Origin of the sequence: Kiloniella sp. (assembly GCF_048259265.1) — a bacterium.
Classification (GTDB): Bacteria; Pseudomonadota; Alphaproteobacteria; order Kiloniellales; family Kiloniellaceae; genus Kiloniella.
This window is the reverse complement of the sequence record NZ_JBLXHT010000011.1, coordinates 1-26,594: the sequence shown is the minus strand read 5'-3', so window position 1 is coordinate 26,594 and position 26,594 is coordinate 1. Positions and strand designations below refer to the sequence as shown.

Here is a 26,594-nt window from a genome sequence, read left to right as displayed (position 1 = left end):
GGCTATTTTTCCAAAGATTGAAGATAATCACGTAGGTGATCCCCCATAAGATTAAGTGTTAAAACTGTTATTAAAACGGCAAGCCCCGGGAAAACCATGACATGGGGTGCCGTCAACATGTACGGCTTTCCATCCAAAAGCATCGCCCCCCATTCAGCTTGGGGAGGCTGCACACCAAAACCGAGAAAGCTTAAACCAGATATCGACAAGATTGTTCTGGACCACGAACTAGTCCAGACAACGACAACGCTCAATACAATATTTGGAATATAATGCCTTGTTAATATTAAAATATATGGAATTTTGTTTAATTTAGCCTGTAGAACATAGTCCCGTTGTTTCACATCATCGGTCAGTGCCCTGACCAAACGGGCAAAACGCATCCAGCTCACAAGAATTAATGCGATCACCATATTTACTGTATTCGGCCCCAGAACACCTGTAATCACGATTGCAGCAATTAATTCAGGGAATGCAAAAAAGCTATCTGTCACTCGCATACAAAAACCATCGACAAAACGACCGAGAGACCCCGCGAGTAAACCAACAATTGTGCCGATAACGGCCCCTGTGGTTGACACGATCAATGCCAGCCCCACAGACCACCCCGCACCGTAAAGAATACGGGTCGCAATATCACGCCCCATCTGATCCGTTCCAAACCAACTTTGCCAGCTCGGTGAACTAAGACGATTTAAAAAATCGGTTTCTACGGGATCATAGGGCGTCAGGATAAAACCAAACAGAATTGCCCCGGCAAAAAGGGTAAAGATAGAAAAGATGAAATAGTGTTTTTTTAGAATAGTCTTTGTTTGAAGCGAGAATGAAAAAAAACTTTTAAAAAAGGTAGAATGGTTAAATGAGGAGACGTTCATGAAATAGCTCAATTTATAATCTTAGCCCGATAATTATCTTTGTTAGATTATTATCTTGGCCGGGGAATTATCTTTGTTGGGAAACAGGGTTCATAAACCATTGAAAAATTTCAACAGCACTATTTATCGTTACATAAGTCACGGCAGAAAAAAGAACGATGCATTGAATAATGGGGAAATCCCTGCCCATCACGGAATGCACCAATAAGGAACCAATACCACCACGGGCAAAAACAACTTCGACAATCACCGCCCCTTCCAATAGGAAAGCCAGTTCTAGCCCCAACATTGTTACAAAGGGAACAAAAGCATGCCGAACAATATGACGGCAAAACAGCTCTTTTGAGCCAACACCCCTGATTTTTAGAGCCTCGAGAAAAGGCGCGGTACTTGCTTCGAGCAAAAAGGACCGGATCAAGCGAGTTTGAGAAGAAAGAACCCAGAAACCTAACGTAGAGGCTGGCAAAATCAAGTGTGCCAGACTTCCTGTGCCATAAGCAGGTAGCCATTGCAGGTTGGCAGCAAACACAAAGATAAAGATAAGACCTAACCAATAAGATGGAATCGCTGCCCCTATGGATGAAAGAGCTATCGCAAAACGATCAATAAAACTTTTAGGTTTCCAAACTGAAATCAGACTGAGTGGGATTGCAACGGACATCCCGAGAAGAAGGGCAGATAACGCCAACTCCATTGTTTCCCACAACTGACTGACAAAAATCTCATCGACAGGTTCCTGAGAAATTAATGAAACGCCAAAATCCAGCTGAATAATATCTTGGGCCCAATAATAGAATTGTACAAATAAGGGTCTATCTATACCTGTCTCTAACCGTATCTGCTCCACAAGTTCAGCAGATGCACTGCCCTCGCCAATATACCGCGCATTTGCAATGGCCAGCGCTTTGTCCCCTGGTGCATAATAATACAACAAAAATGTTAGAAAGGAGACGCAAAAAAGTACGAGTAACAGACTGACGATCTTGATCGCAGCAACACGTATAAAGTTATTCAATGTTATGCCGCCTGAATTTCTTTTGTTTTTTTATGAGGTAATGATCCCAAAATATAAGCAACTTCCAATAACTCCCGCCCATAAGCACTTTCCGGCCTTTCGAAGAACAAGCCTACATCTTGATATTCCACGACCTTTCCACGATTAAGGAGTAAAATTTTATCTGCATAATGTCGTGCAAACCCTAAATCATGGGTAATGAAAATATAGCTCAGCTCATTTTGTTTTTTTATACGTTCCAAAACTTGAGCTATCTGCTTTTGGATAATCGCATCCAATGCACTAAGGGGCTCATCGAAAAAGAGTATATCAGGTTTGGCAACAATAGCCCGGGCAATGCACACCCGCTGGGCTTGTCCTAAAGAAATCTGAGACGGATACCTATTTTCCAAGCCGTCGGGTAATTCCACATCGTTTAAAGCTTGCTTGATAGCATGTTCGATCTCTGCTGCTTTTAAGGATGATCGATAAAGGCTTTCGGCAATAGAAATTTTTACTTTTTTACGCGGATTTAATGCAGCAATCGGATCTTGCATAACCATTTGGGTTGACGGCAATCCAATTTGAGAACTTTCAGGACTTTGATAAACATGACCATTGAGCGATACACTCCCCTGAGATAAGGGAATCAAGCCAAGAAGAGACCGGAGTAGTGTTGTTTTACCCGATCCACTTTCGCCAATAATACAAAGCGTTTCGCCGCGACAAAGATCAAAATTAATATCCTCAAGAAGGCATTGATTCTGCATCTGCACCGATAAATTATTAACTTCAAGCATCAGCATGCCCCCAATGCCGATGTTTTACCAAGTTCGACGTGTAGGGATGTGACGGTGAATTCAGGATTTCATCGGTCATCCCCACCTCTATTAACTTTCCAGAAGATAAAACAGCTACACGATCAGCAAACTGGGTTGCTAACGCCAAATCATGGGTCACCATCAACACAGAGATATTATGATCTCTCGCGACCTTTGTTACCTCAACCAAGGCCTTTGCAGCAATAATAGTATCCAAGGCAGACGTTGGTTCATCCAGAATAATAATCTTAGGTTTTGCAATAAGTGCAAAAGCTAGAAGAAGCCGTTGTTGCATTCCTCTACTCCACTGATGTGGATATTTTTTATCAAAAGCTTTTAGTTTTAACTGAGATAAAATATTTTCAGAAAATGTCTTTTCCTCGGCCCCTTGTTCCTTATGAAGCAGAGTTCCTTTTAAAGCCCTCGCCCCTCTTAACGCCTGTGACCATTGCCATTTCAATCGCTTTAGCGGGTCCAGCCCAACACTGGGGTTTTGAGGCACATAGGCGATTGAACCTTTCACCAAAGAATCAGACGATCTATGGCTTGCAAGATCTTGTTGTTGTCCTTTGAATGTTAAAGAACCTGAAACCTTGAAACCGTGGCTTGTAACCCCCAACAAACTTCTGAGAAGAGTGGTTTTCCCTGCCCCTGACTCCCCCACGATTGCAAGGGTTTCACCAGAAATAACATCCAGATTGATGCTGTCGATCAAAACCTGACCGTCATAAGTCACGGTCAGGTCAGATAACTCAACAAGAGGGGGTGTTTCTTTACCCTTCAATATCCAACTCCGGAGAAGCCAAGTACGTTTCAGCAGGGTGAATTCTATACCCTTTTACTTTACCGTTACCGACAGAAACCTGCGTTTTATGGAACACTGGAATTAAAGGAAGATCTTCGGCAATGATTTCCTGAATCTCATCATAGATAACCTTGCGCTTTACTGGATCAAACTCTTCACGTCCCTTTTTCAACAAGGCATCAAGTTTCGGATTATTATAACCCGAGAAATTGTACCCAGCCTCTGAATCCAACAAGGTCGATGGGAAATAATCCGGGTCGCCCTGTGGTGCTGTTCCCCACGCCTGAAGGTGCATATGAATTTCACCCAACTTTAGCGCGTCATTATTTGCCTGATATTCCCCCATCGAAATTTCAACTTTCAGGCCCAGTTTGCTTAAAAGTGCCTGCGTCACCTCAAGCGTTGGTTTAAGGGCTGGACGTCCCTCATAGGAACGCAATTTAAGAACGATATTCTCACCATCAATTTCACGAATACCATCGTCATTGGTATCTTTTAATCCCGCGTTATCCAGTATTTCGAGGGCTTTGTCCCTGTCGTAAGATGCTTCCAAAGCTTTGTTTACCCAGGATTTCATCGTTACAGGAAAAATAGAATGAGCAGGATCTCCGCCCACACCAGCCAAAGCAGCTTCAACAATCAAACTACGATCCAAGCCCAAAGAAATAGCCTGCCTTAGCTCTTTATTGGCTAGGGGGCCGTCTGCGGTTCTGACCTGATAGAAAAACAATCGTGTCGTCGCCCCATCAAAACGTTGCCCCTGATTGCTTTTTTCCAGCGCAGCGAAATCTGGCTCAGAATAATTCGTGACAAGATCCACATCTCCTGCTCGCAAAGCAAGTGCGGCAACAGACGCATCAGAAATAGCATCCATAATAATGCCATCAAGTTTTGGTTTACCGCCCCAATAATCAGCAAAGGCTTTAGTGTGATAATTTTTCTCAGCTTCAGCAGAAACAAAAACAAATGGCCCTGTACCGATAATCGGTAGCTTTTCAGTGCCTTCTTTGATCACTGATGCTGTCGGCTCTGTCAGGGACCAGATAAAAGCTGAATTAGGCTCCTTCGTCTCAAAAACAAACGTTCGCTCATCTTTGATCGTAATCTCTTTGATATTCAACAGTTTGATCAGGCGCGGGTTGTACGCAGCATGATCTTTGTCATTCAATTTTTGAAATGAATTTTTAACAAGTTCCGAGGTTAATTGGCTACCATCATGGAACTTAACATTTTCACGTAATGTAAATTCCCATTGGGTTGGGCTAATATTACGATAACTTTCCGCTAGACGCGGAAACATTTTCATTTCGTAATCCAAACCAACTAATGTTTCAGAAACACCCGCCCTATTACTCAACCAGCCATTTTGACGTGCCCTTGGGTCTGGAACCGAACTTTTCGGACCAAAAGGCACAGCAATTGTTATTACTTTTTCTTGAGAATACGCAAAATTAATAGAGACCGGACCAACCATACCTGCAGCAAACGCAATAAAACCGGACGCAAGAATGGCCCTTAATGATCTTTTTTTCATAACTATAAAGCCTATGAACAATTAGGGAACAATTAGGAGAAATCTGTAAAAACATCAATTCATGTCTTCAGATCGGCAACATATACAAAACGTTATAACATAACAATTAAAAAATAAATACTCTAAACCTACTCCCCTGACAGAACCTAAGAGAATGAGTTTCTCAATTATATTCAACAGGATAACGACTATCTTTTATGTCGCCTCAATAGAACGAGGAATATCAACTGTCGCATTCAAACCCTGAACAGGCAGATTGATTAAATCAAAATGCCCGTGATGAGCCTGAATAACACTGTTGACAATACTCAACCCAAGTCCACTGCCCCCGGTCTCCCTATTTCTAGATTTCTCTAGACGGTAGAAGGGTTTGAGGACATTTTCCATTTCATCCTCTGGAATGCCTGGGCCCTTATCCATAACCTCAATTAAAACGCGACTGGGTTCTATAGTTAAGCTGACCTTTGCCTGAAATCCGTACTTAACTGCATTGGCAACAAGGTCGGTAATAGCGCGCTGTAAAGCTTTGGGCCGTCCCTTCATGTTCCCTTTCAACATACCATCCAAAGGTACTGACTTTTCATGGGAACTAAAGACTGTGCCCGTTGTCCTCAGGGTCGGATACTGAATAGGCATGAATATAACCGGCATGCCGACATCGGAAAAATCAACACAGATACTTTGAACAAGCGAGACAATCTCAAAATATTCTTCTTCTTCTCTTTCTAAACCACCCTTGAGGAAATCAATCGCATCTCTTGTCATGCCCAACATCAGATCAAGATCGGAAAGTATCTTGTTTCTCAGGTTTTCATCTTCGATATATTCAGCCCGTAATCTCAGCCGTGTCGCGGGCGTGCGCAGATCATGGGAAATGGCCGTTAACATACGCGTTCTTTCATCAAGAACTTCGGCTTTTTCTTTTTGTTCCGTCGAAAGCCTGTACGCGACCCCTATTGCTTCTTCAGGCCAAAAACTCTTAATATTAAGAGTATTCAGTTCGTTGCTATTTTCGCTTAAAATTTTAAAGGGTCGTAATAGAGCCCGTGTCCCGACAGCATAAAGAACACCCGAAAACGCCATCCCTGCCAGACAAATCAATAGCCACTGAACTTCTGTTATTCGGGCTTGCCAATATTTAGGACTAGAAACAACCAGCCTCTCGCCATTCGCAAAGGGAATATAAAGCATCGCCCGACTGTCATGCCTAGCGATTGCTGATACAAGAAATGTTAATTTTGCAGTTAGATCTTCGGGTGGATAGTCAGACTTGAGGATCTTTTGACGGGGATTACGATCAAAAAGATCAAGGTAAATTCGCGGGTTAGGCCCATATTGCGAATTCGTATTCAACAAAAAATAGCTGTCTAAAGACTGAGCATCACGAAGCTCATGCTCCTTAACCAACGCAAACTGAACCGCATCGGACCGATTAAAATTCCCGACAGATAAAAGCCTGCGTTCAAGCGGCATACGAGAAATATCTTCGTAGACCCGGGCAATAACGGGACCAATCCAAGTGGTTTCAGCGATTTCAGCTCTACGATTGATAATAGCTCCGACCCCGACAGAGGCAAAACTCGCCGCAAGGAAACCGCACAAAAAGCCAAAAAGAAGAATTCTAGGGCGTATTTTAGTCGGAAGATATTTCTCGAAAAAATTCGGGATCATATCAAAGATCAAACCCCGTTCCGAACAGGAAGCACAGGGTTTACGGAAACCTTTTCAGCAAAGATATATCCCTGTCCACGAACAGTTTTAATCAACTTTGGCCTATCTGCATCATTTTCAAGCTTTTTGCGGAGCCGGCTGACCTGAATATCAATACTGCGATCAAAGGCAATTGCCTCGACCCCTCTGGTTGCGTTAATCAAATCATCACGTGTCAGAACCTTTTGTGGATGCTCCAAAAAGGCGACCAACAGAGCAAATTCACCAGAAGAAAGGTGAACAACAAACTTATCAGGAGAACGTATTTCTCGCTTTCCCTCATGTAACTGCCAACCGGAAAATTTGAAAATTCTATTGGCAATACCCTGATCTATATAAGTATTATCGTCTGAACCAACACCACTAACACGACGGAAGATCGCCTTCATTCGCGCTAACAGCTCTCTGGGGTTAAAAGGTTTTTCCAGATAGTCATCCGCCCCTACTTCCAGACCAACGATACGATCTGCGTCGCCCGTTACAGCCGTAAGCATAATGATTGGAACATCTGATTTTTCACGTACCGCACGGCAGAGATTTAGCCCATCTTCACCCGGAAGCATGATGTCGAGAATGATCAGATCAATAGACCATTTATTCAACTCACGGCGCATTTCATCACCTGAACCCGCTTCAGAGACTCTAAAGCCTCTTTGCGTCAGAAACCCGGTTAAAAGATCTCTAATTTCTTCATCATCATCCACAATTAGTAGATGTTTGGCCTTTTCCATTCACTTACCTGTCATATTTCGCTGGTGCAGCAAGCCCTTAAAAACAAAATACTTTATCTCGCCAGTGTAACGGTTTGTAACAGAGCGAATGATCTGCAATCTTCTGTTACCTTAAATTAGTCGCTAGTTATACACGATAGGGTTTTACTAAGGCTATCGGAACCCGAGCATTCTGAATAACTAACTATAATCTATGGGATGCTCGTTGGTTCTTTGTCAATATCTCAATGGGTCAATATCTCAATGGGTCAACACCACATTGGACCATAATCATATTAGGTCCAAATCGCACGGGGAGGAAAATGGGAATGAAATCTTTTACTCAAAAACTCGCACTTACGACGGCTTTGGTAAGCTCTATTGCTTTGGGCGCAGTTTCCGCACAAGCAGAACCAACAGCAGAAGTGCTGCATTACTGGACATCAGGCAGCGAAGCGAAAGCTGTTAAAGCCCTAAAAGAAGACTTTGAAGCAAATGGCGGTAAATGGGTAGATGCACCCGTTGCTGGCGGTGGTGGAGACGCACAAGCGGCAGTTCTTCGTTCGCGCGTTCTATCTGGTAACCCACCAGCGGCCGTACAGATCAAAGGTTTGAGCATTCAGGAGTGGGCTGAAGCCGGCGCATTGGGTGATTTGACCAAGCTTGGTGAAGAAGAAGGCTGGGACGACGTTCTGCCACCTTTGTTGCAAAAAATTGTGAAACATGACGGCAAATATGTTGCCGTTCCTGTGAACATCCACCGCGTTGACTGGATTTGGGCAAACCCGGAATCTCTGGCTAAAGTCGATGGTGAACCGCCCCGTACATGGGATGAATTCAATGCCCTCGCAGACAAACTACAAGCAGCAGGCATTACGCCACTGGCGCACGGTGGTCAGCCATGGCAGGACGGCACTGTATTTGAAACAGTCGTACTGGGAATGGGCGGCGCTGAATTTTTCAACAAAGCCTTCATCGAAAAAGATATGGCAACGATCAAATCTGACACCATGAAAAAAGTCTTTGATCAGATGCGTAAAATGCGCGGCTATGTTGATGCCGATTTTTCCGGAAGAGATTGGAATTTGGCAACAAGCATGGTTATGCGCGGCGAAGCAGCCATGCAGATCATGGGTGACTGGGCAAAAGGTGAATTTCTTGCCGCAGGGAAGGTCCCTGGCAAAGATTTCCTTTGTGTTCCCACGCCATCCAACGGTGGATACATTCTCAATTCTGACAGCTTTGCCATGTTCAATGTCAGCAGTGAAGATGACAAAGCAGGTCAAGCCCTGCTTGCACGTCTGATACTGGGTGAAAAGTTTCAGGAAACCTTTAATCTGTACAAAGGGTCCATTCCCGCAAGAATGGGCGTACCAACTGGAAAGTTTGACGAATGCGCTGTGAAATCCATGAACGATTTACAATCTGCATCTGAAAGCGGTGCACTGGTTGGATCAATGGCGCATGAGATCGCGGCTTCAGGCGCTATCCGTGGAGCAATTCTGGACGTAGTTACAGAACACTTCAATTCTGACATGACATCAGATGTTGCGGTTGAACGCCTAGCCGAAGCAATCGAGTTGGCTGAGTAGGCTCCCTGAAAATAACGGTGTTTCCCCTGTAATGTCCATTGCGAGAACAGTCATCGGAGACACCGTTATTTTTTAAGACTGAGCATATTAAATCTATGCTTAAAAGCCTTTCCGTCATCATTAATCAATGACAGGAAAAACTTTATCTGTTTGACTTAGAGTATTCATTCGCTGCAAGCGATGTCACTTATGAGACTTTGCTTGCCGGAATGCTCCCGAATAAATGATGAGCCTCATGACTCAAAAATCCATACCAGCTAAGAAACCACTTTCTGATTGGTTTCGCCGGAATGTAGCTAAGTTGGTTGTGGCACCTACTTTTGGTCTGATCATATTCTTTGTTTATGGCTTTATTGCCTGGACAGGATATGTCTCTTTCACAAAGTCCAAGATGCTACCAACCTATTCATTCGAAGGATTTTACCAGTACATTCGCCTCTGGAAGATGACCCCTTGGAATGTTGCAATGGAAAACCTGCTTGTTTTTGGCAGTCTGTTTATTCTTATTGCAATTGTCCTTGGCTGTTTGCTGGCAATTGCACTAGATCAGAAAGTCCGTGCCGAAGGGGTATTACGTACAGTTTACCTCTACCCAATGGCGATATCCTTTATTATCACGGGTACAGCTTGGAAATGGATACTTAACCCCGGGCTCGGCATTCAGAGTTTAGTGCAATCATGGGGTTGGGAAAGCTTTTCCTTTGATTGGCTCATCAATAGTGAAATGGCGGTCTATACCTTGGTGATCGCGGCCGTCTGGCAATCATCCGGCTTCGTTATGGCGCTCTTCCTCGCGGCATTACGTGGGGTTGATAGTGAGATAATCAAAGCAGCATATTTGGATGGAGCTTCCTTATCTCGTATCTATCTCGTCATTATCTTACCGACGTTACGGCCCGTATTCCTGAGCTGCTTTTTTATTCTCACGCACATGGCCGTTAAAAGCTTTGACCTTGTGGTTGCCCTCACGGGCGGTGGCCCCGGATACAGCACAATCATGCCAGCGAACTTTATGTATGAAATGACATTTCGCCGCAATCAGATCGGCCTTGGCGCAGCATCAGCAATGATGATGCTTGCGACCGTGATGGCCATTGTCATCCCTTACCTCTATTCAGAATTAAGAGAGAAGAAAAATGGCTGATCTCTCTGCACTTCCTGGCGGGAAAAGCCCTTGGCAATCCGCCGCTCGATTTGGCCTTTACGCCCTGCTTTTAATTTTTGCAGCCTATTATATCCTGCCGTTGATCGTTGTTCTTTCTACATCGTTGAAAGATCTGGATGAAATCCGTAACGGCACACTGTTATCCCTACCCGCAGAGATAAATTTTGATGCGTGGGGGTATGCCTGGAATGAAGCCTGTATCGGCGTCAGTTGTACCGGATTAAAGCCGTATTTCTGGAATTCTGTTGCAATGACCATTCCGGCCGTCTTGATTTCCACAATTCTGGGGGCTTTGACAGGTTACTCGCTCACCAAGTTCAAGTTCAAAGGCGCGAACCTGATCTTTGCGATGATCCTGTTTGGGTGTTTTATCCCCTTTCAGGTCGTGTTGCTTCCTATGGCACAATCACTGGGTTACTTGCGAATTGCCAATACAGTGCCGGGCTTGGTTCTGGTTCATATTGTCTATGGCCTTCCCTTTACCGTGCTTTTTTTCAGAAACTACTACGTCAATATTCCCGATGATCTGATCAAGGCCGCAACAATCGACGGCGCAGGATTCTTTATGATTTTCTGGCGCATCATGTTGCCCTTATCGCCTCCAATCATCGTCGTGACCATTATCTGGCAGTTTACCCAAATCTGGAACGACTTCCTCTTTGGGGCATCGTTCACCACTGGTGGTGGGCAACCGGTTACTGTCGCACTCAACAACCTTGTAAACACAACAACTGGCGTCAAACGATACAATGTGGATATGGCCGCTGCCCTGATTACAGCAGCACCAACACTCGTCGTATATGTATTGGCAGGTCGTTACTTCGTACGCGGTCTAACCGCTGGCTCAGTTAAAGGGTAAGGAGAAAAATACTCATGGCATCCCTATCCATTCAAAATGTCAAAAAATCATATGGCGCTATCGAAGTTCTCAAAGGCATTGACCTTGATCTGGAAGATGGTGAATTTTTGGTCCTTTTGGGCCCATCCGGTTGCGGGAAATCAACACTGCTGAATATGATCGCAGGCTTGGATACCATTACAGATGGTGAAATCCTGATTGATCAAAATGTCGTAAACGATGTGCACCCGAAAGACCGTGACATCGCGATGGTTTTCCAAAGCTACGCGCTTTATCCCAACATGTCCGTTGCCCGGAATATCGGCTTTGGTCTGGAAATGCGCAAAGTCACTAAGGAAGACCGTGAAAAGCGTGTGGATGAAGCAGCCCGTATGTTGCAAATTGATCACCTGAGTGATCGTAAACCCGCACAGCTTTCCGGCGGGCAACGACAACGCGTTGCCATGGGACGTGCGCTTGTACGTGACCCCGAAATCTTTTTATTCGATGAACCACTATCAAATCTTGATGCCAAACTTCGGGTAGAAATGCGGACGGAAATCAAAAAGCTGCACCAGCGTCTCGGCACGACCATGGTTTATGTGACCCATGATCAGATTGAAGCCATGACCCTTGCCAGCCGGATCGCTATTCTACGCGAAGGTGAAGTACAACAGTTTGCAAGCCCGCAGGAAGTATACGAAAAGCCTGCGAACATGTACGTAGCCGGGTTCGTCGGTTCACCGCCAATGAACTTTGTTCCCGCCGCTGTTGTCAGTGAAGATGGCAAGTTAGGCGTTTCAATCGAACGCACAGCCAATGGCAACAGAAGCTCTGTTTTCCTTGCCTTGCCTGATGATCGACAGGATGTCGGTGACTGGGTTGGACGTGATGTCATCCTCGGCATCAGACCCGAAACCCTGACACATCGTTCGGATGCAGAAATATCTTTGAACAAAGGCCTACAGGCATTTGACTGTCAGGTGGAAGTATTGGAACCTACAGGCGCAGATACACTCACCTATATCGAACTGGGCGGACGCGAAGTAATTGCACGGGTTAACCCTTACAATACCACAGCACCGGGGGAAACGATGGCATTTATGGTCGATATGGGAAAAGCCAGTCTCTTTGATCCCAAAACCGAACTTCGCATTTAAAGACAGAAGAAGACGACGAACGTGACCGTACCAAAAGATCCCACAATAAAAGATTCAGGGGAAAAATTTTGATCCAAAAAATTTGGAAAGGGCCAGCTCTGTTGGGTGAGTCCCCCCTTTGGGACCATCGAGCAGGCTTCCTTTATTGGGTTGATATCGAGAACAGCAAACTCTATTGGCAAAAGGTTGATGGGTGGCAAAAAGTTGATGGATCTGATTATTCTTCGATGGACCTCCCCGCGCTTATCGGGTCAATAGCGCTGTGGCATGATGGAGGACTGATTGCTGCGATGGGTCAGGGGCTTTTCCTCATAGCCCCCGACTTGGGAACCGTCACCCCCATTGCGCCGGAATTAGCAGATGATAACTGCTTGATGAATGACGGCAAAGCCGACAGAGCTGGTAATTTCATTTTCGGGGCAAAACATCTAAGAGAATGCGCCCCTGTTGCGGGATACTGGCGATACCAATCCGGTCAAATTAGCCCTCTGGAACAAAAGTTTATCGTATTTAATGGGCCGGCATTCAGCCCCGCGGGTGACAGAATTTATTTTGCGAACTCACCAACGCAACAGATCATGACCGCAAGCTATAGCACCACAGAAGGAATCACTTCACAGCCAGAGGTTTTTGTTCAACTAACTGGTAAAGATGGTTATCCTGATGGCATGACGGTTGATAGTGAAGGTTATCTCTGGAATGCACAGTGGGATGGATGGGCGATTACGCGTTACAAACCAGACGGGACGGTTGATCAAAAAATTGATATGCCTGTCCAACGCCCCACGTCATTGTGCTTTGGAGGTGAAGACCTAAAGACGCTTTTTGTGACCTCTGCATCAACCCGACTATCACCGAAAGAACTTGCAGAAAATCCCGATGCGGGGGCTTTATTTCAGTTAGACGCCCCTGTTGCCGGACTTCCAGAAAAAATTATAACCCAATAAGTTAAAGTCATAAATTATGTTATTGAATAATAAAAACATTATCATAACCGGATCCAGTAGTGGCATTGGCCGTGTCATCGCCGAAGAAGCCCTAAAAGAAGGTGCCAATGTTTTCTTGCACGGGCGGCGAGAACATCTGGTCGAACAAGCCCTGTCAGAGTTGAGCAAAGGTTATGGAACCAATCGCGTTTCTGGATTAGCCGGTGATATTGCTGATCCGACCTTTCCAGAAAAACTGGTTTCAGCAGCCGTCAAAAAATTTGGCAATCTAGATGGTCTGGTCAATAACGCAGGGATATCGCCACGCCATAACATTGATACGGCATCTGCCGAAGACTTTGATCAGGTTATGTCAATCAATTTGCGGGCACCGATGCTGACCATTCAGGCTGCAATGCAAAGCTTTAGAGACAACGGATCGGCAAGCGTGGTTAATATCGGGTCGATAAATGCGCACTGTGGGCAACCGGATCTTTTGATCTATTCAACATCCAAAGGCGGTCTTCAGACACTGACAAGAAACCTTGGTGATGCTTTGGGACCGGAAAAAATTCGCGTCAACCAGATCAATGTTGGCTGGACCCTGACCGAAAACGAACACCAGTTACAATTGGCCGAAGGTAACCCTGAAAACTGGTTGGACAATGTCTCGCCTTTATCCGCCCCTTCTGGCACGATCCTTCGCCCCGAACAGGTTGCAAATCATGTGGTGTTCTGGCTGTCAGACAAATCTGCCCCCGTCAGCGGAACGGTTTTTGAAGTCGAGCAATACCCGGTTATAGGGCGTAACCGCGTGACAAGCGGACAAGCAGATTAAGCTTTTACATTACAAGAAGAACTCTGAGCAATTCCGGTATAAAAGAGAAAACCATGACACAACAACGGATCACCCCCGCAGAACTGAGAAGTAAAAAGTGGTTTGATGATGTTGATGATCCCGGCATGTCTGCTCTCTATCTGGAACGATATCTTAATTTTGGCCTTACCCGCGAAGAACTCCAGTCCGGCAAACCGATTATCGGTATCGCACAAACGGGATCAGACCTTACACCCTGTAATCGCCATCACACAGACTTGGCTGTTCGTGTCAAAGAAGGTATCCGCGATGCCGGGGGCATTCCCCTTGAATTCCCGGTCCACCCCATACAGGAAACCGGAAAACGCCCCACCGCTGCGCTTGATCGAAACCTTGCCTATCTGGGTCTTGTCGAAGTTCTCTATGGTTATCCCCTTGACGGGGTTGTTCTGACGACGGGGTGTGACAAGACAACGCCAGCCTGTTTGATGGCGGCTGCGACAGTCAATATTCCCGCCATTGTTCTTTCCGGTGGTCCCATGCTGGATGGCTATCACAAGGGGCGGACAGTCGGTTCGGGCAGTATCATCTGGGAAGCACGCGAACAACTGGCCGCAGGTGAAATTGATTACGACGGCTTTATGGACCTCGCTGCGGCGTCAGCTCCGTCTGTGGGGCACTGCAACACCATGGGTACAGCCCTTTCCATGAACTGTCTGGCTGAAGCATTAGGCATGTCACTCCCCGGCTGTGCCTCTATTCCTGCACCCTATCGGGAACGCGGGCAGATTTCCTATCATACGGGCAAGCGTATCGTTGATATGGTTTGGGAGGATTTGAAGCCTTCCATGATTATGACCAAAGAAGCCTTTGAAAATGCCATTGTGTTGGCTTCGTCCCTTGGGGCGTCGACCAACTGTCCCCCTCACCTAATTGCCATTGCCCGCCATATGGGCGTCGAATTGACAATGGATGACTGGCAGCGCATTGGTTACAGCGTTCCTATGATTGTTGACTGTCAGCCAACCGGACGGCACCTGGGCGAGCGTTTCCACAAAGCGGGTGGCGTTCCGGCTGTTCTGGCTGAATTGATCAAGGCAGACTTGATCCACGAAGGCTGCCTGACCGTAAATAATCAAACCCTTGGTGATAATTGCAGAGAAGCCTTTACCCACGACCGTGACGTTATCAAAACAACAGATGATCCCCTGTTACAATCCGCAGGGCTTATGGTGTTATCCGGCAATCTTTTTGATAACGCTGTTCTCAAAACATCTGCCATCGATGAAACTTTTCGAAAAAGATACCTGGAAGACCCAGAACAGCCCAATGTCTTTACCGGAAAAGCAATCGTCTTTGAAGGGTCCGAAGATTATCACCAAAGACGCAACGATCCTGATCTTGGTGTTACTGAAAATTCAATCCTTTTCATCAGAAACTGTGGCCCGGTTGGGTACCCAGGTTCCGCAGAGGTTGTGAACATGTTGCCGCCAGACAGTCTGGTCAAACAGGGCATCACCTCCCTACCTTGCGTTGGCGATGGCCGCCAGAGCGGAACGTCTGGCAGCCCCTCAATTCTCAATGCCTCGCCAGAAGCCGCGGTCGGTGGCGGATTGGCACTTCTGAAAAGTGGGGATGACGTCCGGGTTGATCTGAATACACGGCAGGTGGACATGGTCATCAGCGATGATGAGCTAAGGATAAGAAAAAACAACCTTGTGCTGCCAGAACTGGATAATCAGACCCCTTGGCAAGAGATCTATCGCTCTATGGTTGGGCAACTATCCACGGGCGCCTGTCTGGAACCCGCAACACTCCACTTGAGAGTTGTCGATGAAAAGGGATTACCCCGCCATTCCCATTAATCCAGTATAACGGACATCAGAATATTTTTTCGGACATATTGCTAGCCATTGAACAGGATCTGTCTTATAAAATGATCAAAATCTGCCAACCAGATATCCTATTTTTATCAAGTCCGGTGTAATCAGGAATAGTAACGTGACCTCAATTGGTATTATCGGCGAGTGTATGATCGAACTGTCCCGAGCGGATGTTTCTGGGGCTGATGCCTCTGGACATAACGAATTGCTTTATCAAAAGCGATACGGCGGTGATACCTACAACACCGCCTATTACCTTGCACAATGCGCGAAATCGAAAATCGACGTCAACTATGTTACCGCGCTAGGTGATGACGCCATCAGTGATGATATGATCGCGACTTTTTCTACTGCGGGTGTCAATACGGATTTGATAGAACAAATACCCGGTGCAGTACCCGGTCTATATGCCATACAGACGGATGAACATGGAGAACGCAGCTTTCTTTACTGGCGTTCGGAAGCACCCGCTCGACAGCTTTTTCAAACGCCGCAAAGTGAAGCGCTTAAATCTGAACTCCTAAAAAAAGACTGGCTCTATTTTTCCGGTATTACACTCGCGATCCTTCACCCTAAAGGTAGAGAAGCCTTCTTCGATTATTGCCAAACCTTTCGGGCACAAGGGGGGAAGATCGCTTTTGATATCAATTATCGCTCGCGCCTTTGGGCAAGTGACGACGAAGCAAAGTCTATCATAGATAGAGCTTACGCAATTTGTGATCTGGCTTTACCGTCCTATGATGATGAAACCCTGCTTTTTAAAACCAGTTCCCCCCAAAACGCGATAGACCGCATCACAAAGCTTGGCGCGAAAGAAATGGTGCTTAAGAACGGTGCAGAAGAAGTTTATGTCCACAGTCATGGTCAGACTGAGAAGCATGCTATTGTTCCGGCGACTGATGTGAAAGACACGACCTCTGCCGGAGATAGTTTTAACGCTGGTTATCTCTACGCGCGACTATCAGACCACGATATCTCTACGGCGGTTAAAGCAGGATCAAACCTCGCTAAACAGGTCATTGCCCAGACTGGCGCAATTGTTCCTGTCACCCCCCCGACATTCTAAGGCTCACGATTATGGCTATTGCAGACAAGCAACATCAAAACTTCCTAAGCAAAACACTTGAACAGGCCGTTATCTTGCCCGTTTTGGTTATAGAACGCGTAGAAGATGCAATCCCATTAGCCGAGGCCCTATTGGAAGGCGGGTGCAATTCAGTTGAAGTTACGCTGCGAAGTGAAGCTGCTCTTGCTTCTATGGAGCAGATAGCCACCCATTTACCTGAGCTTACCCTTGGAGCCGGAACGCTTCTAGAGTGCGAACAGTTCCAACAGGTTAAAGACGCAGGTGCACGTTACGCCTTAAGTCCCGGCACGACAAAAAAGCTTGCCTTGGCAGCAATAGATTCTGATCTGGCATATGTTCCTGCTGCGGCAACCCCGTCTGAAATTTTGGAACTCCGCGAGCTTGGCTTTAAGATTCAAAAACTTTTCCCCGCCGGCGCTTCAGGGGGCATTGAAATGCTTAAATCCCTGAGCTCCCCAATAGCCGATGTTCGTTTCTGCCCGACAGGTGGCGTTTCCACAGCAAATGTTCAGGATTACCTGCAACAACCCAATGTTATCTGCGTTGGTGGCAGTTGGCTCGCCCCAAAAGATCTTGTCGCTGAAAAGAACTGGTCCGCAATTACACAAATCGTTCAGAAAAGCATGGCTGCCGTTCGCTAAAGCCTGAGCACATATATGTCTGGGGCAAATATGTCTGAGACAAAATAGTTCCAGTTCTGAAAACAACGCGTTAAGACACTATCCGGTCTCCCCCTGAACCGTCTTCGCCCGCTGTAAACTGGCAAGATCAAGCTTGCCCGCAGTAAACAACTGGCCACCAAAGCATTTTCGCATTCTTCAGCCAAAGCAACAAAGATCGTCTTCTTGGTACCCCCTTTTCCCAGCGGACATAACGGTTATAGGCAGGATGTAACGTTCAGGAAGATCTTGCGAAGGCGCACCTGTACGCAGTATTTAAAACTCACTATTTGGGAACTTGGAATCATAAAGTCATATACAGAAAGGTATTGAATTGGGCTCTACACCAAGTGAAAGAGGGTACTAATAACCTCTAGTAGGAGATTGTATTCATTGTGACTGAATAGGTTTCTTTTCGTTGGAAATTTTGAGTTATTCTTTAGTCATAATAGTAAGGAGATAGCTATCATGATAATCAACTACGACCTCACACCTAGAGAAATCATCATTATTTAGCTCATTCATCACAAAATCATTTTCGCTTTTTGCTCCAACAACCAAACAATCATGAGTATCAATTAAAGTTGATGCAAAAGAAGATAACTTTTCCCAACCAAGCCTATATCCCGTAATACTATTACGAACAGTCTTCTCAAACTCAGGCATTGTTTCATCATTAGGGGTCTTACCTATTCCATCGAAGTCCAATATAGACCATATATAATCTTCGCATGGTAGAATTGATGATAGCTCAACTAATATTTGTTTTAAGCTGAGCTTAACATCATTTTTAATAATATTTCTCTTTGTTGTTTTCATCATGGCAGCTTCAAAGGACCTGCGCCTCCTCTTCTTGGAGTACCTCCCGTAGGGTTCGGAGTGTATTCATGTTGATGAGGATTATGTTCATGAATATCTGGCCTAATATGATCTGTAAAATCAATTTGTTTTGTTGGCTCTAATTTACCAGTACTTTCTTTAATACCCATTCAAGTCCTTGAATATAGTCACCAGTTTACTACCTTTTTTAGAACCTAACTGTGTATATGGATCGCCAGCGAAGCCTCTTCCGCACGGATATAGTGGATTTGTTCCATTGTGTGCCAGACTGAACCCCGGCCTAGTTCGTTAACTATAAACTGGCGAGGTCAAGTCTGTCCGCTGCAATCAGCTGGTCATCCTAAGTATTCTCAAAAGAGATAATATCAGAAAGAGGAAAAAATTAAGAAAGGGCGATACTTAAATTAACAATTTTCCATCATCATTTACTATCTGATTTATTACAAATTCCTTCACATGAAATCCTTCAGGAGTATCTATGAAGCCTTTTTGACTTGAAACTAGTTTTAGACCTAGTTCAACTTCTTGTTCTGTATCATATATTCCTATTAATTTTTGACTATTACCACTTAAATTTATCATCTATATGTTTAATATTACAGGCTACTGTTAACCCTAAGGGAGATTTGCCCTTCTTCACCTGTACCTAGAACGCTGACTGTTTAGGCCAGGTATTGTATACCAACCATTAGTATGAGTTGACCGCAACTCCATAAAATCAGAGCGTTTAGTAATTAGCCTTTAACCTGCCATCAACGATTGTGCCCTTGCCGCAGCTTTATCAGCTTTTGCAATATCGCCCAACCCTTTGTGGGCGCGGGCAACATAGTTCCAGTTTTGAACGGACGTGGTTTTCAGTGCACAGCGTTCGTTCGCCAGTGCCAAAGCAAGATCATAGCGTTTTGATCTCAAAGCGGCTTCCAGAAGTGTCCAGCCAATGATATCTCGCTGTGCATGACTTCCGCCCAGACGGTGTGTCCGATAGCGCACAGCCAACAGACGATCAACACAGTTGTTGTAGTTTTCATTCTCGAAATCTTGTAACGCCTGGCAAAATGGAAGCCCAATTTCACGGCTCATGGCCGTATTGGCATCGGTTGCATGATCAATATAGCGTTCATTAGCAGTAAGAAGTTTTTGCGCCGCGTCGGTACGTCCGTCAGAGACAAAGGTCATCATGGCATGGACATCATTAAAGGCATAAAGCGTGTCCGAAGCACTTGGTTCCCACTTATCGGCTAGGGATGCCCAACGATCCCCGACATCAACACCAAGTAATTTCAGACGCCACAACAGTGCAGCGGCATCAAGTTCTTCGTACTTATCGACCGTTTGATGTGGCGTTCGCAGGTTATTGTCATAAACATCAAAAACGCGGTCGATTTGGCCGATATCAAGGTGGAACAATGACAGATGCCACCAGAGATGATTGGCAAAATGGCTCTTTGACCAGCTTGGCGCACGGTCACGCATAAAGCTGATACCACCAGCCTGTCGTCCCTGCATTTCCATCACATGAGAAACGGAATGAACCGCATAGGGATTATCTGGCCGGATCGCCAGTGATAAACGTCCCATTTCTTCGGCCTGTAGATAGTCCGAATTTTCTTCCAGACCAAATGAATAGAACCCGAGGACAAATTCATAGCCCGGCATATCTTCGTCCCAAAGGGCAAAGACCCTTGCGACACAATCCCGTTGCCCCGCAACGTCACCAAGTAAAACATCTGTAAGGTGGATCAATTGAAGCGCGAGAAGGTCGTAAGGATAGCGGGTTAGAACCGCTTCCCACTGCTGAACAGCCCCGTAAAAATCCCCTCCGACCCAAGCTTTTACAGCCCTGATATGTCCCTTTTCCCGATCATTGGCTTTATCCCAAAGCGCTTCAGCTGCATTCAAGGCAGCAACCATTCTTTTATAAATACGGGTTTCAAGAGTTTGGGTCAGCCAAGCTGCTTTGAAGCAATGGCCCATGATAAAGTCGGGATGTTCTTTGAGAACCTTGTCAATTCGTCCGATGGGATCACCATAAAAAGACATCGCGCAAATATGTCCGTCTTCCATGGCATCGATTGCTTTCTGATCCCCGTAGGAAACAGGAACACCACGAATATCTTTTAAGGCCACAAACCATCCCTCCAAATTTATAACTTATTTGCCTCACCCGGTTAAAATTCAGGTTTTGTTATCAATGAGGCTGAATTACTAGGGCTCTTCTCTTTAGATAGAAAAGAAGCCCTAGCTTACTCTTGTTTACGCCGTTTTTGGTTTTTATGCCGTTTTTGGCATAACACTTACGTTACGACCACCCCCAGCAATTTCCAAAGCGTGATCGAGATCAGCGAGAATATCTTCTTCTTCTTCCAATCCGACAGACAGACGCACAAGGCTGTCTGTAATATCATATTTCAGACGCTCTTCTTCCGTATAGGTCGAATGGGTCATCGTTGCCGGATGCTGGATAAGTGTTTCCGCATCACCAAGGCTCACCGCACGAACAATCATCTGACAGGCATCAATCATCTTCTGCCCCATATCCAGACCACCCTCAAGCTCGAAGGCAATCATACCACCAAAATCAGACATCTGTTTTTTGGCAACATCATGCTGTTCAAAACTTTCAAGGCCCGGATAGTAAACCTTGTTGACCAGCTTGTGGTCTTCGAGATAACGCGCAACGGTCTTAGCCGTTTTACAATGACGATCCATACGCAAGCTCAAGGTCTTCAAACCACGAAGAATAAGCTGTGCATCTTGTGGCGAAAGAACCGCGCCTGTCATGTCTTTTAGGCCGATCAGGCGAATGTCATGCATAAGTTCGGCAGAGCCAACAATAGCACCCGCCATCAAGTCCCCATGCCCGCCCAGATATTTTGTTGCAGAGTGCACAACCAGATCAGCCCCAAGCTCGAGCGGACGCTGTAAATAAGGGCTGCAATAGGTATTATCGACAACCACCGTGGCATTCTTGCTATGCGCGACCTTTGAAATTGCTTCGATATCAACGATACGCATGTTGGGATTTGCCGGGGTTTCAAAGTATACGACACGGGTCTTGTCGCTGATTGCATCTGCCAGCTTTGCAGGATCAGTCAGATCAACGTGACGGATTTTAACACCAAAACGTTCCAGCCCATGGTTAAAGAAGGTGAAAGTACATCCATAAAGGGTACGATCAACGATAACTTCATCACCGGGCTTCACAAGTGTCCAAAAAACCGATGTAATCGCGCCCATCCCAGAAGATGTCACCAGAGCAGCTTCACCGCCTTCTAAAATGGCCATACGTTCTTCGAGCAAGGCAAGTGTTGGGTTCGAAATACGGCTATAGATATACCCCCCCTCTTCTTCCGCAAAACGGCGACCACCTTGGGCAGCGGAATCAAAAGCAAAGGTTGATGTCATATAAACTGGCGGGTTCAAAGCCCCCTGATGATCCAAAGGGTTATAGGCATGATGAATTGCACGGGTTGCAAAGCCTTTTTTACCAGCAACATCAGACATTTGTTTCTTCTCCCAGAATGAAGCATTTGTTATCCCCATATAAGAGCAACAGTCGTGCCAACAAATAAAATCGTTTTAAATCAATCATTTAACTTTACGGCACACATATTAATGTAAAATATTCCTTACACTTCTAGTATAATTAACCCATTGTTTCCTTATTATCTTTGATTTTTAAACAAAAATATGATGTAAATATATTCTTACGTAAGGAATTTTTTACATGCGCTTGCAATTAAAGGGTGATAACCGATTAGGAATCACCTATGAAGTTTTGAATGTTCTGGTTAAATCCGGGCTAGATATCCGTAATATGGAAGTAACAACACACTTCATTTATATGGACATTCCTGCCCTAAGAAAATCGGAACTTGAAACACTGACCTCTGCGGTAAAGTCAGTGCCGGGAATTCACGAGGTCAGTGCCATTGATCTTTTGCCCACAGAACGCAGACGCTTACAGCTTCATGCCGTGTTATCCAGCTTACCAGAACCCGTCATCGCAATTGACACGAACGGCTATATCACCCAAGCAAACGAAGCCGCCCAAGCGATCACGAAGCAAACAGAAGCCAAATTGCGCAATGCCTCACTGGATACTCTATTGCAAACGCCATTGACCGCACCCCTACAACAATCTGCGTTTCACATAACGGAAACCGAGGCCGTGTTAGGTGGCGAAACCTACCTGATAAGAGCAGAACCAATCACGTCAAAAGAAAAATCAGACAGTAAAATATCAGGAAGCGTTCTCATTTTCCTAAGACCAGCACAGCTTGGTCGCGCCTTTAGCGCATTAGACACACGTCAAGCAACCCGGGGCTTTGATGCCATCCTTGGCGAAACGGAAATTATGCAGAACATAAAGGGGAAAGCCCTACGGCTTTCAAAGGTCGATGCCCCCCTTCTCATTCTGGGTGAAACGGGAACAGGTAAAGAGCTTTTTGCCCGCGCATGCCACGAAACCAGCAATCGCAACAGAAAACCCTTTCTTGCCCTGAACTGTGCCGCCTTACCGGAAAGTCTGGCCGAAAGCGAATTGTTCGGCTACGCCCCCGGTGCCTTTACGTCTGCTGTAAAGGGCGGCAAACCCGGCCTTTTGGAGCTGGCAGACACGGGTACGCTCTTTCTTGACGAAATTGGTGAATTGTCACCCTACCTTCAGGCAAAATTGTTGAGGTTTTTACAAGACGGTATCTTCAGGCGTGTAGGGGGCACAAAGGAGATCAAAGTAAATGTCCGGGTCGTAAGTGCGACCAATCGGCATCTGGAAGACATGATAAAAACGGGGGCATTCAGGGAAGATCTCTATTATCGCCTCAACGTCTTATCTATTACTCTGCCACCGCTAAGGCTAAGAAAGGGTGACATCCCCCTTTTGACGCAACATTTCACAAACAGAGCATCAAAACAGGTCAACTGCCCACCCCCCAAAATTTCACATGAACTTCTTGCACTGCTCAAAAACCATCCTTGGCCCGGCAATATTCGCCAGATGGAGAATGCTATTTTTAGGGCCGTGTCACTGTGCGAAGGCACAGAACTCACAACTGCAGACATGGAGTTCTCCAATTCACAGCCGTTCAAATCATCCCATGGCTCAGAACTCGCATACGATAATATTACCAACTACAAAGAAGCGTTAGAAGCATTCGAAAAGGAACTCTTCGCAAACCTTTACCCACAACACCCAAGCAGCAGGAAGCTTGCAAAGGTGCTCGGGGTTTCCCACACGACTGTTGCCGAGAAACTAAAGAAATATGGGCTGACATACCCCCCCCCAAAGGACGAATAAATAAAGCAAACGGTTAAGCTCACAGCCTGCGACAGAAAAGCGCGACTAAAACACTCAAGAATTAAAAATCACCGTATCCTATTGTTTTTAATAATATAAATTAAAATTTATATTATTCAGCTAAATACATCCATAGTTGTAACTTTTAATATGCGTTAATATTTCAGCTTGATAATACGGGCTGGAAAATTTGCAAAAACGTACCTTTGTCAAAATCAGGATACGTTTTATTTTTCTGGATGGTGGTACCACGCGCGTTATAACCGCATTCAATTTCCAAGTGATAAGTTTTCGAAAGAGTTCACTATGTTTATCAATAATTTCCAAATTAAACATTTGGGTATGATTTTTTCTGCAGTCTTACTCATTATTGTCGGTATCGTCGGAACCACTACTTACTTTAGCCACAAGGGCAATGAGGATATTAATCATCACTGGGACACATTTCGCCAGATTGACTATAACAAGCAGCTTGCAATTACTAATTTACAGTACTCTCTTGGCTTTGGCGGGATGGTCCATCAATTTAAAAATTACGTCCTTCGCCAAGATCAAAGTCGTATTACAAAAGTCGATAATGCAATCAATAATGCAAAAAAATCTCTTGGTAAGTATCAAGAATTGGGGGTAACAAAAAAAGAATCTGATGCCCTTAAAATGATTGCTTCTGTTGTTGATGATTATGCAAAAAAATTGACCGAAGCCCAAGCAATGGTTAAGGCAGGAAAGTCACCTCAAGAAATTGATTCAGCAGTTAAAATTGACGATCAACCAGCCCTGGACGGTATTAATATTCTTAATGCCGCTATTCAAGAAGGGATTGATCTGAATACAGGGGCAGTACGGCAATCAATCAGCTTTGTTGAACGCTTAAATACCTTTGCCCTGACATCTGTTTTTGCCTTCCTTCTTTTTATGTCTGGTATGAACCTTTGGTGGAGCCGAAACCACCTCAACAAACCGATAACAGCTATCACCTCAGTCATGACACGATTGGCAGATGGCGACCTTTCTATCACGGTACCAGCAATAGAGTGGAAAAATGAAATTGGACAAATGGCCCGCGCTGTTCTTGTCTTTAAAGAAAACGCCGAAAAAATCCACGAAATGGAAAAGAGACAAAAAGAAAGAGAAGAACAGGCCGAGCTTGAAAGAAAGAGCCTGATCAACAAACTGGCTGACGATTTTGAAAACCAGGTTGGTTCGACCATTAGAGAAGTCAGCAATGCCGCGACTGGCATGGAAGCATCAGCCCAACTATTATCAACCACGGCGGAGAACACATCGCAACAGGCCACATCCGTTGCGGCGGCATCAGATGAAGCCGCCTCTAACGTACAGACTGTTGCTGCTGCTGCCGAAGAACTTTCAGCTTCTGAACGAGAGATTAATCGTCAAGTCGGCAGATCATCAGAGGTCGTCGCCGGAGCTGTCAAAAAAGCAGATGGTGCGCACGATACAGTTGGAACCCTCGTCAACTCGGTAGATGAGATTGGTAAGGTTATCGAACTCATTACTGGTATTGCAGAGCAAACCAATCTTCTTGCGCTTAACGCAACCATCGAAGCGGCCCGTGCTGGCGAAGCCGGAAAAGGCTTTGCCGTTGTGGCAAGTGAGGTCAAGAACCTAGCCAATCAAACAGCCAAAGCGACCGAGGAAATTTCCGGGCAAATTTCCAATGTTCAGTCCGTCACCGAAGATGCAGCCAAAGCACTTGAAGCCATTGGAAACTCTATCAGGGAAGTGAATGAAATTGGCGACGCCATTTCCATAGCCGTTGAAGAACAAGGCGCTGCAACACAGGAAATCGCCCGAAATGTTGAGCAAGCCTCTGCAGGAACCCGCGAAGTTTCCAGCAACATCCAGCACGTCAGGCAAGCAGCCGCAGATACAGGCGAGACCGCGAAAGAAATACTAAAAGCCTCTAGCAGTCTGTCACACCAATCTGTGAACCTTCAACAAGGATTGGATACTTTCTTGTCTCAGGTCCGTAATGGTTAAGTGCAATTTTTAAAGATTGTACAAAAGACAAGACAAAAGGGCTGGTGTTTTTCCAGCCCTTTTCTATTCCCCTTAATAATTAGATATTCCCGTGATATTCGTTAAGTACCAACTTTCACGTCTTCCGGTTTATAGAAAATACCCAACATCAAGCTTTGGGCAATTCGTTCAGCCTTTTCCTGAATAAAGTCAGCAATTTCTACCGTAAACAAATTCAAATTGGTTTCGCGAAAAAGCTCTAACCATCGGTCGAACAGATGTCTTTTAATACCGTCAACCTTCATATGAACCATCATCGGGTTTCCCTTATATTGACCAGATGTCAATAAAACCGAAGACCAGAAACGACACATCGTCGCCAAATGAGGATCCCACCGATCACCAATGCTATTATTAAAGACGTCTTTTAACATCGGGTCTTTACGAACCCTGTCATAAAAGCTGTGCACCATAGTATGTATGGCTTCTTCTGTAATCTCTGTATACGGCTGGTGCATTTAATCCACTCAATAAACAAACACTAAGATGACTATAATATATATCTTTAAAGTATGCGAATGGCAAAATTGTCGCAACAAAATGTTATCCAAATTCAAAAGGAAAACAACGCCTTTAAAAGTAAATTATTTCGTCTCTTTTGCCCTAAGAGCGTTTTTGGGCTACATAGTGTCGCGCAGGCGTCTGTACGCTTGTCAGTCTATATATAATTAATAATAAAACCCCGAAAATAATTGGGGTTATTGTTTATAACTTTTTGGGTTAATACCCTACTTTACCGGAGACGCACCGATATGACCCGTACGATCCTTAGTTCAGCGACCAAAGAGATCGCGATTGGTTTTGATGATCCTTTCTGTATTATTGGCGAGCGGATCAAT

Annotated in this window: 23 protein-coding genes; 11 read left to right on the top strand and 12 right to left on the bottom strand. The window is 45.2% G+C overall.

The features are described from left to right. Window positions 1-2: 2 nt before the first annotated feature. The 7 genes from ACN0QW_RS16155 to ACN0QW_RS16125 form a co-directional block, all read right to left on the bottom strand. Window positions 3-875, bottom strand: coding sequence for an ABC transporter permease (locus ACN0QW_RS16155; RefSeq protein ID WP_417432814.1), 873 nt, complete (start codon window positions 873-875; stop codon window positions 3-5). Between the two features lie 67 nt (window positions 876-942). Then, window positions 943-1,890 carry an ABC transporter permease gene (locus ACN0QW_RS16150; protein ID WP_417432812.1) on the bottom strand — a complete coding sequence of 316 codons (948 nt, stop codon included), beginning with the start codon at window positions 1,888-1,890 and terminating at the stop codon, window positions 943-945. Between the two features lie 2 nt (window positions 1,891-1,892). Beyond that, complete coding sequence (locus ACN0QW_RS16145) at window positions 1,893-2,669, bottom strand: ABC transporter ATP-binding protein (RefSeq protein WP_417432810.1); 777 nt, start codon at window positions 2,667-2,669, stop codon at window positions 1,893-1,895. After that, window positions 2,662-3,474, bottom strand: coding sequence for an ATP-binding cassette domain-containing protein (locus ACN0QW_RS16140; protein WP_417432808.1), 813 nt, complete (start codon window positions 3,472-3,474; stop codon window positions 2,662-2,664). Before ACN0QW_RS16140 ends, ACN0QW_RS16145 begins: the two co-directional genes overlap by 8 nt. Next, the gene (locus ACN0QW_RS16135; protein ID WP_417432806.1) at window positions 3,464-5,029 is read right to left on the bottom strand and encodes an ABC transporter substrate-binding protein; all 1,566 of its coding nucleotides are present in this window, start codon (window positions 5,027-5,029) and stop codon (window positions 3,464-3,466) included. Before ACN0QW_RS16135 ends, ACN0QW_RS16140 begins: the two co-directional genes overlap by 11 nt. Window positions 5,030-5,224: 195 nt before the next feature. Continuing rightward, window positions 5,225-6,700, bottom strand: a complete 1,476-nt coding sequence (locus ACN0QW_RS16130) for a sensor histidine kinase (protein ID WP_417432805.1) — start codon at window positions 6,698-6,700, stop codon at window positions 5,225-5,227. Window positions 6,701-6,708: 8 nt separating this feature from the next. Beyond that, entirely contained in the window at window positions 6,709-7,470 is a 762-nt protein-coding gene (locus tag ACN0QW_RS16125; protein WP_417432803.1) for a response regulator, read from the bottom strand. A 308-nt stretch (window positions 7,471-7,778) separates the two neighbouring features. Here ACN0QW_RS16125 and ACN0QW_RS16120 point away from each other — a divergent pair, with 308 nt between their 5' ends. From ACN0QW_RS16120 to eda, 9 genes are all read left to right on the top strand, one after another. Continuing rightward, complete coding sequence (locus ACN0QW_RS16120; RefSeq protein ID WP_417432801.1) at window positions 7,779-9,041, top strand: ABC transporter substrate-binding protein; 1,263 nt, start codon at window positions 7,779-7,781, stop codon at window positions 9,039-9,041. A gap of 235 nt (window positions 9,042-9,276) precedes the next feature. Further along, entirely contained in the window at window positions 9,277-10,185 is a 909-nt protein-coding gene (locus ACN0QW_RS16115) for a carbohydrate ABC transporter permease (protein ID WP_417432799.1), read from the top strand. Then, a complete protein-coding gene (locus ACN0QW_RS16110; RefSeq protein ID WP_299371255.1) occupies window positions 10,178-11,065 on the top strand; it encodes a carbohydrate ABC transporter permease in 888 nt (295 codons plus the stop codon). The genes ACN0QW_RS16115 and ACN0QW_RS16110 overlap by 8 nt, the downstream gene beginning before the upstream one ends. Before the next feature lie 14 nt (window positions 11,066-11,079). Further along, window positions 11,080-12,204: an ABC transporter ATP-binding protein gene (locus ACN0QW_RS16105; RefSeq protein ID WP_417432797.1), complete on the top strand. Its 1,125-nt coding sequence runs from the start codon at window positions 11,080-11,082 to the stop codon at window positions 12,202-12,204. 68 nt (window positions 12,205-12,272) lie between these two features. Beyond that, the gene (locus ACN0QW_RS16100; protein WP_417432795.1) at window positions 12,273-13,151 is read left to right on the top strand and encodes an SMP-30/gluconolactonase/LRE family protein; all 879 of its coding nucleotides are present in this window, start codon (window positions 12,273-12,275) and stop codon (window positions 13,149-13,151) included. A gap of 16 nt (window positions 13,152-13,167) precedes the next feature. After that, a complete protein-coding gene (locus ACN0QW_RS16095; protein WP_417432793.1) occupies window positions 13,168-13,968 on the top strand; it encodes an SDR family NAD(P)-dependent oxidoreductase in 801 nt (266 codons plus the stop codon). Window positions 13,969-14,021: 53 nt separating this feature from the next. Continuing rightward, window positions 14,022-15,812, top strand: a complete 1,791-nt coding sequence (locus ACN0QW_RS16090; RefSeq protein ID WP_417432791.1) for an IlvD/Edd family dehydratase — start codon at window positions 14,022-14,024, stop codon at window positions 15,810-15,812. Between the two features lie 136 nt (window positions 15,813-15,948). Beyond that, window positions 15,949-16,896: a sugar kinase gene (locus tag ACN0QW_RS16085; RefSeq protein ID WP_417432789.1), complete on the top strand. Its 948-nt coding sequence runs from the start codon at window positions 15,949-15,951 to the stop codon at window positions 16,894-16,896. Between the two features lie 11 nt (window positions 16,897-16,907). Next, window positions 16,908-17,558, top strand: coding sequence for a bifunctional 4-hydroxy-2-oxoglutarate aldolase/2-dehydro-3-deoxy-phosphogluconate aldolase (gene eda / locus ACN0QW_RS16080; RefSeq protein ID WP_417432787.1), 651 nt, complete (start codon window positions 16,908-16,910; stop codon window positions 17,556-17,558). A gap of 450 nt (window positions 17,559-18,008) precedes the next feature. On the opposite strand, the gene ACN0QW_RS16075 is transcribed toward eda, so the two are convergent. The 4 genes from ACN0QW_RS16075 to ACN0QW_RS16060 form a co-directional block, all read right to left on the bottom strand. Next, window positions 18,009-18,398, bottom strand: a complete 390-nt coding sequence (locus tag ACN0QW_RS16075) for a hypothetical protein (RefSeq protein WP_417432785.1) — start codon at window positions 18,396-18,398, stop codon at window positions 18,009-18,011. Then, on the bottom strand, window positions 18,395-18,565 hold the full coding sequence (locus ACN0QW_RS16070; protein WP_417432783.1) for a hypothetical protein: 171 nt from the start codon (window positions 18,563-18,565) through the stop codon (window positions 18,395-18,397). The genes ACN0QW_RS16075 and ACN0QW_RS16070 overlap by 4 nt, the downstream gene beginning before the upstream one ends. Before the next feature lie 592 nt (window positions 18,566-19,157). Continuing rightward, a complete protein-coding gene (locus ACN0QW_RS16065) occupies window positions 19,158-20,543 on the bottom strand; it encodes a tetratricopeptide repeat protein (RefSeq protein WP_417432781.1) in 1,386 nt (461 codons plus the stop codon). Between the two features lie 144 nt (window positions 20,544-20,687). Then, window positions 20,688-21,920 carry a methionine gamma-lyase gene (locus ACN0QW_RS16060; protein WP_299371619.1) on the bottom strand — a complete coding sequence of 411 codons (1,233 nt, stop codon included), beginning with the start codon at window positions 21,918-21,920 and terminating at the stop codon, window positions 20,688-20,690. A gap of 223 nt (window positions 21,921-22,143) precedes the next feature. On the opposite strand from ACN0QW_RS16060, the gene ACN0QW_RS16055 reads away from it, so the two are divergent. After that, complete coding sequence (locus ACN0QW_RS16055; RefSeq protein ID WP_417432779.1) at window positions 22,144-23,715, top strand: sigma 54-interacting transcriptional regulator; 1,572 nt, start codon at window positions 22,144-22,146, stop codon at window positions 23,713-23,715. 306 nt (window positions 23,716-24,021) lie between these two features. Continuing rightward, window positions 24,022-25,716 (top strand): methyl-accepting chemotaxis protein, encoded by a 1,695-nt coding sequence (locus ACN0QW_RS16050; RefSeq protein WP_417432777.1) that lies wholly within the window; start codon window positions 24,022-24,024, stop codon window positions 25,714-25,716. A gap of 101 nt (window positions 25,717-25,817) precedes the next feature. On the opposite strand, the gene ACN0QW_RS16045 is transcribed toward ACN0QW_RS16050, so the two are convergent. Continuing rightward, window positions 25,818-26,213 carry a group III truncated hemoglobin gene (locus tag ACN0QW_RS16045; RefSeq protein WP_417432775.1) on the bottom strand — a complete coding sequence of 132 codons (396 nt, stop codon included), beginning with the start codon at window positions 26,211-26,213 and terminating at the stop codon, window positions 25,818-25,820. Window positions 26,214-26,594 lie beyond the last annotated feature (381 nt).